Origin of the sequence: Pseudaquabacterium rugosum (genome assembly GCF_038066575.1) — a bacterium.
Classification (GTDB): Bacteria; Pseudomonadota; Gammaproteobacteria; order Burkholderiales; family Burkholderiaceae_C; genus Pseudaquabacterium; species Pseudaquabacterium rugosum.
This window is the reverse complement of the sequence record NZ_JBBUTF010000003.1, coordinates 419,598-431,890: the sequence shown is the minus strand read 5'-3', so window position 1 is coordinate 431,890 and position 12,293 is coordinate 419,598. Positions and strand designations below refer to the sequence as shown.

Below are 12,293 nucleotides of genomic sequence, written 5' to 3'. Positions count from 1 at the left end.
ATGGCCGGCGCACCGCCGCGACCAGCCACCGACTTGATGCGCGCGTACAGCGGCGCCAGGTCCAGCGCCTGAACGAACGCCCATACGGTACGCGCGGCATGGTCATGCGCCAGCAACGACTCCAGATCGACCGGGCGAAGCTCCACTTGGTTGCGCTGTGGCGACATGACCCGCGCTGCACCGCCTGCCCGCGCGGGCTCGGTCATCCCCGCTCCCGCAGGCAACTCCCCTTCACCGAACAGACCTTGTTGGGTCTGCTCACCCTCGTCTCCAACCGTCGTAGCGTCCATGCAATGCTCAACGGTTCAGGGGCGCATTTCGTTCACACGTTCTGAGGCGCCGGCCGCACCGCCCGCGTCGCCGCCGCGTCCACCCCTTTCATGCCCGTCTTCCGGAGTCCGCCGTCCATGTTCCGCCCCGCCGCCGAGTCCCTGTCCATCAGCCGTGTGCTGCTGCCGGAGGCGTGGCGTCTGCTGCGCCTCGTGCTGCTCGGCCCGCTGCGCCTGCTGCGGGCCCATCCGCACTGGCTGCTCGATCTGCTGGCCTGGGCCGGCGTGGCCGCGGCCGTGCTCGCGCTGTGCACGCCGACGGGGGCCCAGGCCGCGCGCATCAAGGAGGTGGCGCAGGTGCAGGGCGTGCGCAGCAACGCGCTGACCGGCTTCGGCCTGGTCTTCGGCCTCGACGGCACGGGCGACCAGTCGACCCAGGCCCCGTTCACGCCGCAGGCGCTCAATGCCTTCCTGCAGCAGCACGGCATCACGCTGCCGCCGGGCGTGACCATGCAGCCGCGCAACCTGGCGGCCGTCGTCGTCACCGCCGATCTGCCGCCCTTCGCGCAGCCGGGCCAGCGCATCGACGTCACCGTCTCCTCGGCCGGCAATGCCAAGAGCCTGCGCGGTGGCACCTTGCTGGGCACCGCGCTGCGCGGGGCCGATGGCGAGATCTATGCGCTGGCCCAGGGCAATCTGGTGGTCGGCGGTGCCGGTGCGTCCGCCGGTGGCTCCAAGGTGCAGATCAACCACCTGTCGTCGGGCCGTGTGCCCGAGGGCGGCACGGTCGAGCGCGCCGTGCCCACCGCCTTCGGCCGTGGCGGCCAGCTGCAGCTGGACCTGCGCTCCAGCGACTTCGCCACCGCCCGCGCGGTGGTCGATGCCATCAACCGGGCCAAGGGCGCGGGCACCGCGCAGGCGGTCGACGGCCGGGTGGTGCGCGTGCGCCTGCCCGCCGATCCGGCCCAGCACGTGGCCTTCCTGGCCGACGTCGAGAACCTGGAGTTCCGGGGTGAGCGCCCGGCCGCGCGCGTGGTGCTCAACGCCCGCACCGGTTCGGTGGTGATCAACGAGGCGGTCACGCTGGGCACCTGCGCGGTGGCCCATGGCGCGTTGACCGTCACCGTCAACGCCACGCCGGTGATCAGCCAGCCGGCGCCGCTGAGCCAGGGCCAGACGGTGCAGACGGAGAAGGCCGACATCGCCATCACCCAGCAGGGCGGGGCGCTGATGCAGCTGCCGGCCGGCGCCAAGCTGGCCGACGTGGTGCGTGCGCTGAACACGCTCGGTGCCACGCCGCAGGACCTGCTGGCCATCCTGCAGGCGATGAAGAACGCCGGCGCGCTCAACGCCGAGATCGAGGTGATCTGAGATGCGCAGCAGCGCCATCGCCAGCAGTGCGGGAGCGGCCGCGACGGCCACCGGCGCCAGCCAGGCGCTGGCCACCGACGGCCGCAGCCTCGATGCGCTGCGCCGCAGCGCCGAACGCGATCCGAAGAGCGCGGCGCGTGAGGCCGCCAAGCAGTTCGAGGCGCTGTTCACCTCCGAGCTGCTGAAGTCGATGCGCGCGTCGATGGACGGCGGGCTGATGGACAACGAGGCCAGCCGCATGGGCACGCAGATGCTCGATGCCCAGCTGTCCAGCCAGCTCTCGGGCCGGCCCGGTGGGCTGGCCGACGTGCTGGCGCGCCAGCTCGAACACCAGATCGGCGCCGTGGCCGCGGGCACGACCGGCAGCGCGTCGGCCCAGGACCTGCCGGGCGGCAGCGCGGCGGCCGAGGCCGCGCGCCGCGGTGCCCCGGTCTCGGCGGCCGCGCGTGCGTCGACCGGGGCCGACCGCGCGGTGGCGGCCGCCGGCAGCAGCCCCGCCACCGCGCAGGCCGCCGACTTCGTGCGTCAGCACACCTCGGCCGCACAGGCCGCCGAGGCGGCCACCGGCATCCCGGCGGAGTTCATGCTGGCCCAGTCCGCGCTGGAGACCGGCTGGGGCCGGCGCGCGATCACCGGCCGCGAGGGTCAGGCGTCGAACAACCTGTTCGGCATCAAGGCGGGCGCCGGCTGGACCGGCCGCACGGTCGACGTGACGACCACCGAATACGTCGACGGCCGGCCGCAGCGCCTGGTGCAGCGCTTCCGCGCCTACGACAGCACCGAGGAATCCTTCGCCGACTATGCCCGCCTGATGCGCGGCAGCCCGCGCTATGCCCAGGTGCTGGCCGCCGGCAGCGATGCCCGCGGCTTCGCCCAGGGCCTGCAACGGGCCGGTTATGCCACCGATCCAGCCTATGCCGACAAGCTCGGCCGGGTCATCGACACCACGCTGCGGCTGCAGCGCGCCGGCACGGCCACCGTCGCCGGCCGCACGGCCGCGGCCACCGGCCGCGACGACAGCTGAGCCGTCATGCCGCAGTCCCACCCGTCACCGCCTGAAGGAGCCGTCCCGTCATGAGTGCTTCCGAGCTGCTCAACATCGGCACCCGCGCCATCTTCGCCTCGTACCGCCAGGTGCAGACGACGGCCAACAACATCTCGAATGCCAACACGCCGGGCTATTCGCGTCAGGATGTCCGGCTGGAGACCGCCGGCAGCCAGGAGACCTCCGGCGGCTATGTCGGCCGCGGTGTCAACGTGGCCACCGTCAAGCGCGCCTCCGACGCCTTCCTGAGCTCGCAGGTCAACCAGATGGCCTCGGTCAACGGCACCGACGCGGCCCGCAGCACGCTGCTGTCGCAGCTCGAGGAGCTGTTCGGCCGCACCGGCACCGGGGTCGGCGCGGCGGCCGGCCAGATCTTCGATTCCTTCGCCGACGTGGCCGCCGCGCCGTCGGATCTGTCGGCCCGCGAGGTGGTGCTGGGCCGGCTCGAGGACTTCGCCTCCCTGGCCCGCGCCAATGCCCAGGCGCTGGCCGACCTGCAGGCGCAGACCCAGGACGATCTGCGCACCGCGGTGGCCGAGGTCAACGGCCGTGTGCGCAACGTCGCCGAGCTCAACGTGAAGGTCACGGCCGCGCTGCAGTCGGGCCACGATCCCAACGAGCTGCTCGACCAGCGCGACCAGCTGGTGCGCGAGATCGCCGCGCAGATCGAGGTCCACAGCTACGAGGCCGACAACGGCCAGATCGCGCTGTTCCTGTCCAACGGCGAGAATCTGGTGCTGGGCGCCACCTCCAACGAGCTGCTGGCGCAGCCCGATGCCGCTGACCCGTCACGGCTGCAGCTGGGCATCGAGATCGATGCCGGCCTGCTGCGCATGAGCAGCCGCACCGTCGGCGAGGGCCGGCTGGCCGGCCTGATGCAGTTCCAGAACCAGGACCTGATGACCGCCCGTGCCCACCTGGGCCAGGTCGTGGCCTCGGTCACCGGCATGCTCAACCAGCAGCAGGCCCTGGGCCTGGACCTGCAGGGCGATGCCGGCTCGCCGCTGTTCGTCGTGCGGGGGCCGCAGGTGATCCCCGGTGCCGACAACCTGCGCACGGCCGAGGGCAACGAGGTCAGCGCACTCGGCGCCACGATCGAGGACCCGACCGCCCTGCGCGCCTCCGAGTACCAGGTCGAGGCCCTGGCCGCCGGCGGCTACCAGGTCACGCGGCTGGAGGACGGCCATGTCTTCGCCGGGGCGGTGCAGGAGGGCGACGTGATCGACGGCTTCTCGCTGGCGGTGCCGGTCGGCGGCAGCGCGCCGCAGGCCGGCGAGACCTACCGCGTCCAGCCCTCGGCGCTGGCCGCCGACGATCTGCAGGTGGCCCTGCGCAGCCCCTACGGTCTGGCCGCGGCCGGTCCGATGACGGCCGCGGCGGCGCTCGACAACACCGGCACGGTCGGTGTCAGCGCGCTGGAGATCGAGTCCGCGCCGGCCGCCGGCAGCCATCAGGCCCTGACCGTGCGCTTCACCGACGACGCCGGCGCCTACGAGGTGCTGGACGCTGACGGTGCGGTGCAGGACAGCGGCCAGTACCAGGCCGGCCAGGCCATCCGCTTCGACGGCATGAAGCTCACGCTGTCGGGCCTGCCCAAGACCGGCGACCTGCTGGAGCTCACGCCCACCGTCCACGTCAGCCTGAGCAACGGCAATGCGCTGACGATGCAGCAGTTCGCCCAGCGCACGATCGCCGGCGGCCAGACGCCGACCGATGCCTTCGCCCATCTGCTGGCCGATGTCGGCGTGCGCAGCCAGAGCGCGCAGACCGCCGCGGGCCACAGCGCCACCGCCCTGGGCACGCTCAACAGCCGCCTGGCCTCGGCCACCGGGGTCAACCTCGACGAGGAGGCGGCCCAGCTGATCCAGTTCCAGCAGAACTACCAGGCCGCGGCCAAGGTGCTGCAGACCGCCCAGACCCTGCTCGACACCGTGATCCAGCTGGCCGGCTCCTGAGCCCGGCCGGACCTGACGCACCACCGAGCCCACGCCAGATGATGACCGGGATGCCGCGATGAGGATGTCCAGCTTCGACCGTTTCTCGACCTCCGTCGACAGCCTGCAGCGCCGCCAGCAGGAGCTCTCGCGCACGCAGGAGCAGATGACCAGCGGCAAGCGCATCGACCTGCCCAGCGATGACCCGGCGGCGCTGGCCCGGGCCGAGCGGGCCTATGCCTCGCAGCAGCGCATCGGCACCCAGCAGCGCTCGATCGACGCCAGCCGCACGGCGATGACCTTGGCCGAGTCCACCCTCGGCCAGGCCAACGACGTGCTGCAGGCCGCGCGCGAGATGGTGGTGTCGGCCGGCAACGGCACCTACACCCAGGTCGAGCGTCAGTCGCAGGTCGCCGAGCTGCGCAACTACCGCGAGCAGCTGCTGGGCCTGGCCAACCAGAGCGACGGCGGCTCGGGCTTCATCTTCGGCGGCCAGGGCGCGACCTCGGCCCCGTTCCTGGACCAGCCCGGCGGCGTGGTCTCGGTCAACACGGCCGGGCAGCTGCAGCTCAGCGGTTCGGAGGTGATGCCCACCACGCTCGACGGCCGCCAGGTCTGGCTGGCGGTGCCCAGCGGCAATGGCGTGTTCGTCACCGCGCCCGATGCCGACAACAACACCGGCACCGGCTGGATCACGCCGGGCAGCGTGGCCAACCCGGCCGCCTTGACCGGATCGAGCTACGAGATCGTGTTCTCGAGCGTCGGTGACGAGACGGTCTACACCGTGATGCGGGACGGCACGCCCACCACGCTGACCGACCAGCCCTACCGCAGCGGCGGGGCGATCGAGATCGACGGCCAGAGCGTCACCATCAACGGCGATCCGGCCGAGGGCGACCGCTTCACGCTCGACCCCAGCACCCGCTCGCTCGACATCTTCGAGGCGCTCGACCGCCTGATCGGCGCGCTCGGCGGCACGCGCGACAGCGACGAGACCGGCGGCGCGAAGATCATGCAGGCGGTCAATTCCGGCCTGCGCGATGTCGATGCGGTGATCCGCCACGTCCAGGCCACGCGGGCCCAGGCCGGCGCGATGCTGACCCGGCTCGACGCGATGGACGAGCGCGCCGCCGACCGCAAGCTGGCGGCGGTGACGGTGCAGTCCGATGCCGAGGACGTCGACATGGTCGAGTCGATCTCGGCCTTCCAGAGCCAGCAGACCGGCTACCAGGCCGCGCTGCAGAGCTATGCGTCGGTGCAGCGCATGTCGCTGTTCGACTACCTGAAGTGAGCGGCCGCGGCCGCACCTGCCCGACAGCGGAGCCCCACCCGTGAGCTGGTTCAGATCCGACAAGTCCGTCCGCGCCCCGGCCGCCCCGGCCAGTCTGGCGCACACCCGTGCGCCCGCGGCCACGCTGCCGCCGCTCGACCGCGTGCTGCTGGCCTATGCGCCGATGATCGACGTCCAGCGCCGCATCGTCGCGCTGCGGCTGACGCTGGCGCCACGCCCGCAGGGCCCGCGGCCGCAGGCCGGCGCGCTGCTGGCCGCTCTCGCCGAGGCCTGGCCGCCGGATGCCGGCCGGCTGTGCCTGAACGTCACCGACGAGGCCCTGCTGCTCGGCCTGGTGCAGGCGCTCGGCGCCTGGCCGGCGGACGAGCCGATGCCGCTGGCCCTGCTGGAGCTGCCGGCGTTCGCGCTGGCCGACGACGGGCTGTGCGCCACCTTGGCCGGTCTGCATGCGCGCGGGCTGTCGCTGCTGCTGGTCGGCGTGCCGCGCACGCCGCTGGCGCCCGCGCTGCTGGCCTGTTTCAGCCATGCGCTGGTCGATCTGGCCGAGGAGCGGCGCCAGGCGCCGGCGCTCGATGAGCCGTCGGACGCCGCTGCCGATGCCCGCCGCATCGCCGTCGTGCAGTCGGGCGTGCGCACCCAGGCGCAGCTGGCCGCCGCCTTCGCCCGCGGCGCGGTGGCCGCACTCGGCTGGCCGGTCGATGACGTGGCCGCCCCGGTGCCGTCCCAGGCCCCGGCCGTGCCGCCGGGCATGGCCGCCGCCCTGGAGCTGATCGGCCGCGTCGATCGTGAGGAGCCGCTGCCGCGCCTGGAAGGCGTGCTGGCCACCGACCCGGCGCTGGCCTGGCGCCTGCTGCGCTATGTCAACTCGCCCCATGTCGGCCTGCGGGTGCCGGTCGAGAGCTTCGCCCAGGCGCTGCAGCTGCTGGGCTACCAGGGCCTGCGGCGCTGGCTGATCCTGCTGTTGATGCGCGCCCAACCCGATGTCGCGGGGCGGCCACTGGCCTGCGCGGCGCTGCGCCGCGCGCTGCTGATGGAGGCGCTGGGGCGGGCCTGCGGCCTGGGCGATGCGCTGGTCGAGCAGCTGTTCGTCACCGGCGTGTTCTCCTTGCTCGACCGCCTGCTGCAGCAGCCGATGGACTGGCTGCTGCAGGCGGTGCCCACCCCGCCGGCGCTGCGCGAGGCCCTGCTGGCGCAAGCCGGTCCGCTGCAGCCGCTGCTGGCGCTGGCCCGTGCGCTGGAGGCCGGCGTGCCGCACGACATCGAGGCCGCGCTGGAGGCGGCGATGCTCGACGCCGGCACCGTCAACCGGGCCTTGCTGCAGGCGCTCGTCGCCGCACAGACGCTCGAATAGCGGCGCGGCGCGATCCTCCGCAGGCCGTTGGTTAGCCCGCGGTCTGGCGGGGCCGGCCGCGGACACGTCGCGTCAGTGACGGGCCGTTACACTGCCAGGGTCATGCCTGTGCTAGCCCGTCCGACCACCCTGCCGTCCAACGCCCAGCTCACGGCCCTGCTCGACGGGGTCGACGAGGTGCTGCTGCTGCTCGATGCCCGTGCCCGCCTGAGCGTGGCCAACCGTGCCGCCCAGCGCCTGCTGGGCTGTGAGCCCGGCCAGACGCTGGAGCAGGCCCTCGGCGCGGCCACCCCGTCGAGCCGCCAGGCCGTGCTGTCCTGGGCGCTGGGCCCGCCCGAGGCGGGCCGTGCCGCCGCCGCCGAGGGCGCGCCGCGCTGGCCGCTGCCCGAGCCCGGCAGCCTCTGCCACCTCGAACTGTGCGACGGCCTGACGCTGCAGTTCAGCCTGATGCCGCTGCCGGGTGGCGCCCGTGCGCTGCGCGCCCCGCTGTTCGGCCATGCGCCGCAGATGCCGCGGCTGTCGCATGGCGTCAGCGCGGAGCTGGTGCGCCAGCTCTGGGATTCGCCGCTGCCGGTGGCCGTGCAGGGGCGCGACTTCGTCGTGCGCGCGGCCAACCGCGCCTATTTCGAGATCTTCGGCCTGCAGCCGGCCCAGGTCATCGGCCACGATCCGATCGAGCGCGTGCCGGCCGAGGACCAGCCCGCGCTGCGCGCCTCGCGCGAGCGGCTGCTGCGTGCGCTGGAGCAGGGCGCCCAGCCCGACCCGATGCCCGAGCGCCGCATGATCGATGCCCAGGGCCGCGAGCGCTGGTTCCGCGCGATGCCGCGCTGGATCAGTGCCGACGACGGCACGCCGCTGCTGCTGGTCACCCTGCAGGACGTGACCTGGCAGCACAAGGCCGAGCAGGGCGACGACGACCCCGGCCGCGAGCTCGATCCCTGGTTCGACCTGAGCCCGGTCGGCATGCTGGTCTACGACAGCGCCGGCCTGGTGCTGCGCAGCAATGCCGCCTTCGAGCAGATGGTCGGCTGTGCGCCGGTGCTGCTGCGCGATGCGCCGGCCGACGTGCGCCGCCTGCTGGCCTGGGAAGACGACCGGCCGCATGCCGAGCTCAAGCCCGAGGCCGCGCCGATCGAGGTGCGCTGCATCGTGCAGGGCACCGGCGGCGGGCGCCAGCGCCTGGCTGCACGGCTGCGCGCCTTCGACGCGCCCAGCCCGGGCGCGCAGGGCACGCCCGCGCGCAAGATCATGGCCGTGGTCGAGGACCGCAGCCACGAGGACGCCACCGATCTGGCCCGGCTCGAGGTCTGCGCGCTGCAGGAGACGGCCGGCCTCGGCGTCGTCAGCTGGCGCGCGGCCGGGGGCTGGCAGGTGGCCCGTGCGCCGCGCAGCGGCTCCGCGGCCTGGCCCGAGTTCGACGGCGGCGTGGCGGCCGCACCGCGCGCCGTCGACCGCGCGCAGGTCGATCCGGCCACCCACGAGGACTACGACCGCCTGCAGCTGGCGCTGCGCGAGCGCGTGCCGGCCCAGGCCCGCTGGTCGGCGCTGCGGCCCGATGGTGGCGCGCGCTGGCTGCGCACCCGGGTCGAGCCCGGCGAGCTGCCCGGCGGCGAGGCCGCGCTGACCGTCGTCACGCAGGACGTGACCGAGCTGGAGGACGCCCAGCGCCGCAACGAGCAGCTGCTGCGCGAGCTCTCGACCATCCTCGAGGCCTCGACCGCCGGCATCGCCTACCTGCGCGGCGAGCAGCTGGTGCGCTGCAACCGCCGCTTCGAGACGCTGCTGGGCCTGCTGCCCGGGCGCGCCGCCGGTGCGGTGCTGGCCGATCTGCTGCCGGGCCAGCCGGCGGCCGTCGCGCTGCTGCGCCAGGCGCTGGTCGAGCAGGGCCGCCACGAGGTCGAGCTGGCGCTGCCGGCCGTCGCCGGCCGGCCCGCCCAGTGGCTGGCGCTGTCGGTCGGCCGCGCGGCCGGCGCCAGCGCCGAGGACCTGGTCGTGCTGCTGACCGACATCACGCGCCAGAAGCAGCAGCAAGGCGAGCTGGAGGCCCTGGCCCACGAGCGCGAGCTGATGTTCTCGCTGTCGGACGTCGGCGTGGCCTGGGTGCGCCAGGGCCGCATCGAGCGGGCCAACGTCGCGCTGGCGCGGCTGACCGGCTACAGCGTCGACGAGCTCGGCCATCTGCACCAGGCCGCGCTGTATGCCGACGACGCCGCCTTCCACGCGCTGTGGCCGCAGCAGCAGCAGGCGCTGCAGGCCACCGGCCACTGGAGCGGCGAGCAGCGCCTGCGCCGGCGCGACGGCCGCCTGCTGTGGGTGCAGGTCAGCCAGCGCCGGGTCGAGGGCGCCGACGGCCAGCCCGGCGTCATCACCTCCTACGTCGACGTCGACGAACGCCACCGTGCGCGCGACGCGCTGCAGCTGCAGGCCGAGCGCACGCGCGCCATCCTGGACTCGGTGCTGGTGGGCATCGTCACCGTCGGCGACCACGGCATCGAGTGGATGAACCGCTCGGCGCGGCGCATGTTCGGCGGCGAGCTGGCCGACTTCGTCGGCGAGCCCATCGGCATCGTCGCCACCGCCGATCCGGACCATCCGCTGCGCGCCACCCACTACCTGCGCGCGCTCGGCGACGGCCAGGCCGAGACCTTCGAGTGCCGGCTGCGCGGGCGCGACGGGCGCGAGTTCTACGTCGTCGGCAATGCGGTGGTCACCGGCCGGCCGGGCGACGGCGCGGTGCCGGGCGAGGTGCGGCCGCACAGCGGCAACCAGATCACCTTCGCGCTGCTCGACATCGAGCGCCGCCGCCAGGCCGAGACCAGCATCGCCCAGGCCCAGGCCAGCCTGCAGCGCATCATCGAGACCGCGCCGCTGGCCATCGCGCTGTTCGATGCGCGCACCGGCCGCGTGCTGCGCCTGAACCAGATGGCCGCGGCCTTCTTCGGCCGTCCGGTCGAGGCGGTGCTCGGCCATCCGCCCGAGGTCTGGTTCTCGCTGGCCGATGCCGACGCGCTGCGCGCCGATCTGGCCCAGGCGCGGCGGCTCGAAGGCCATGTGCTGCGCCGGGAATGGCGGCGCAGCGGCCGCATGCCCTCGGCCGTCGCACGGGCGGCGGCCGGTGGCTGGGCCGCCGTCGATGCCGGCGCACCGCCGAGCGACGCCGCGCTGCGCGAGGCCGCCAGCACGCTGGCGCTGCACGACGCGCTCGGTTCGCCGGTGCCGCTGGCCGCGCTGCCGGCGGCGGCCGTCGCCGGTCAGGCCGCGGCCCTCGGCGGGGTCAGCGCGGGGCTGGCGGGGGCCTTGTCGGTGGCGCTGTCCGGTGGCATGGGCGGCGGCATGGGCGGCGGGCTGGGTGGCTCGATCGGCACGCCCGTCGCTGCCGGCGGCCCCACGCTCGAGGACGAGGACGACGAGGCCTCGGCCCGGGTCTGGGACATGCGCGTGGTCACGCTCGACGACCCGAGCGCCGGCCCCGAGGCCGGCCGCGACGGCCAGCTGCTGCTGGTGGCCAGCGACGTCACCGAGCAGCGGGCGGCCGAGCAGGCCCGCTTCGAGGCCGCCGTCCAGCAGCGCGAGATGCTGGTCAAGGAAGTGCACCACCGGATCAAGAACAACCTGCAGGGCGTGGCCGGTCTGCTGCAGCAGACGGCCGCGCGCCGGCCCGAGGTCGCCGGCCTGATCACCGAGGCGGTCAGCCAGGTGCAGGCCATCGCCCAGGTGCACGGCCTGCAGGTCGGCAGCCATGGTCCGCTGCAGATCCAGCCGCTGGTCGAGGCCATCCTGGCCAACGTCTCGCGCACCTTCGGCCGCCGCATCGATCTGCGGCTCAGCGGCACGCCGGCCCAGCGCTTCGCGCTGCCCGAGGCCGAATCGATCCCGATCGCGCTGACCATCAACGAGCTGCTGACCAACGCGATCAAGCACGGCGCGCCGGTGGCCGCCGACAGCGCCGCCGTCGTGCACTGCGAGCTGCTGTGCGACGAGGCACGGCTGGTGGTGTCGATCCGCAACCCGGGCCAGTTGCGCGAGGGCTTCAGCCTGGCCCAGGTGCCCACCGGCGTCAGCGGCCTGGGGCTCGTGCGCGCGCTGCTGCCGCGGCGCAGCGCGACGCTGACGCTGACGCAGATCGGCGTCGAGGTCGAGGCCCGCGTCGTGCTGGTACCGCCCAGCATCCTGCTGCTGGAGCCGGCATGACCGCGCCGGCGGCGCGCTCCGACGCCCACCGGACAGCCTGCGTCCGGCGCGGTGAAGCGCGCGACAATCCCGCCCCATGGGCCCGGGCCTGCCGCGCGGCGGGCCCCCGGGCGCCCCGCGCCCCGCGCACACGCTTTGCAGGAACCCGCTGATGGCCGACAAGGGCAAGATTCTGGTGGTCGATGACGACAGGCTGGTGCTGGCCACGGTCGTCCACGGGCTGTCGCAGGCCGGCTATCAGGTGATCGACGCGGACAACGGCGACGACGCGATCCTGATGGCGCGCCAGCACAAGCCCGACCTGGCGCTGCTGGACATCCGCATGGAGGGCAAGACCGGCTTCGACGTCGCCGCCTACCTGCGCGAGTACCTGCACGTGCCCTTCATGTTCCTGTCGGCCTTCGCCGACGACGACACCACGCGCAAGGTGCGCGAGCTGGGCGCGGTGGCCTACCTCGTCAAGCCGCTGGACATCACGCAGATCGTGCCGACGGTGGCGGCGGCGATGGCCAACATCCAGGCCCGGCTGCCCGGTGCGATGGCCGACACCAAGGAGCCGGCCACCGCGGCGGGGCTGGCCTCGGTCATGCCGGGTCTGCGCCTGGGGGCGCAGGACGTGATCCCGATGGCCGTCGGCGTGCTGATGCACCGGTATTCGCTGCAGCGTGGTCAGGCGCTGGAGCGTCTGCAGCGCCTGGCGCTCGACGAGGGCCGGCCGCTGCTGGAGCAGGCCGAACGCCTGGTCGACGCGATCGAGCTGCTGGCGCGCGGCCAGGGCTGAGCGCTCCGGCGGACGGGCCGCGCCCCCCTGGGGGGGCGGGTGCCGTGTGGCGGGTGGCGG

The 12,293-nt window shown here is 74.0% G+C and carries 7 protein-coding genes and 1 pseudogene; 7 read left to right on the top strand and 1 reads right to left on the bottom strand.

Annotation, left to right across the window (positions count from 1 at the left end; all coding sequences use genetic code 11):
• Positions 1 to 206: pseudogene (locus AACH11_RS04430) on the bottom strand (IS5/IS1182 family transposase); the annotation flags it as partial.
• A gap of 201 nt (positions 207 to 407) precedes the next feature.
• On the opposite strand from AACH11_RS04430, the gene AACH11_RS04425 reads away from it, so the two are divergent.
• From AACH11_RS04425 to AACH11_RS04395, 7 genes are all read left to right on the top strand, one after another.
• Positions 408 to 1,640 (top strand): flagellar basal body P-ring protein FlgI, encoded by a 1,233-nt coding sequence (locus tag AACH11_RS04425; RefSeq protein ID WP_341372984.1) that lies wholly within the window; start codon positions 408 to 410, stop codon positions 1,638 to 1,640.
• A gap of 1 nt (position 1,641) precedes the next feature.
• Positions 1,642 to 2,664 (top strand): flagellar assembly peptidoglycan hydrolase FlgJ, encoded by a 1,023-nt coding sequence (gene flgJ, locus AACH11_RS04420; protein ID WP_341372983.1) that lies wholly within the window; start codon positions 1,642 to 1,644, stop codon positions 2,662 to 2,664.
• Positions 2,665 to 2,714: 50 nt separating this feature from the next.
• Positions 2,715 to 4,640, top strand: a complete 1,926-nt coding sequence (gene flgK, locus AACH11_RS04415) for a flagellar hook-associated protein FlgK (RefSeq protein WP_341372982.1) — start codon at positions 2,715 to 2,717, stop codon at positions 4,638 to 4,640.
• Positions 4,641 to 4,698: 58 nt separating this feature from the next.
• Positions 4,699 to 5,910: a flagellar hook-associated protein FlgL gene (gene flgL, locus AACH11_RS04410; RefSeq protein ID WP_341372981.1), complete on the top strand. Its 1,212-nt coding sequence runs from the start codon at positions 4,699 to 4,701 to the stop codon at positions 5,908 to 5,910.
• Positions 5,911 to 5,950: 40 nt separating this feature from the next.
• Complete coding sequence (locus AACH11_RS04405) at positions 5,951 to 7,261, top strand: HDOD domain-containing protein (RefSeq protein WP_341372980.1); 1,311 nt, start codon at positions 5,951 to 5,953, stop codon at positions 7,259 to 7,261.
• Between the two features lie 102 nt (positions 7,262 to 7,363).
• Positions 7,364 to 11,452 carry a PAS domain S-box protein gene (locus tag AACH11_RS04400; RefSeq protein ID WP_341372979.1) on the top strand — a complete coding sequence of 1,363 codons (4,089 nt, stop codon included), beginning with the start codon at positions 7,364 to 7,366 and terminating at the stop codon, positions 11,450 to 11,452.
• Positions 11,453 to 11,603: 151 nt separating this feature from the next.
• Entirely contained in the window at positions 11,604 to 12,233 is a 630-nt protein-coding gene (locus AACH11_RS04395) for an ANTAR domain-containing response regulator (RefSeq protein WP_341372978.1), read from the top strand.
• Positions 12,234 to 12,293: the final 60 nt, after the last annotated feature.

Coding starts and splice junctions, on each gene's coding strand:
- flgL (WP_341372981.1), top strand. CDS start 4,699: ATGAGGATGTCCAGCTTCGACCGTTTCTCGACCTCCGTCGACAGCCTG.
- flgK (WP_341372982.1), top strand. CDS start 2,715: ATGAGTGCTTCCGAGCTGCTCAACATCGGCACCCGCGCCATCTTCGCC.
- AACH11_RS04395 (WP_341372978.1), top strand. CDS start 11,604: ATGGCCGACAAGGGCAAGATTCTGGTGGTCGATGACGACAGGCTGGTG.
- AACH11_RS04425 (WP_341372984.1), top strand. CDS start 408: ATGTTCCGCCCCGCCGCCGAGTCCCTGTCCATCAGCCGTGTGCTGCTG.
- AACH11_RS04400 (WP_341372979.1), top strand. CDS start 7,364: ATGCCTGTGCTAGCCCGTCCGACCACCCTGCCGTCCAACGCCCAGCTC.
- flgJ (WP_341372983.1), top strand. CDS start 1,642: ATGCGCAGCAGCGCCATCGCCAGCAGTGCGGGAGCGGCCGCGACGGCC.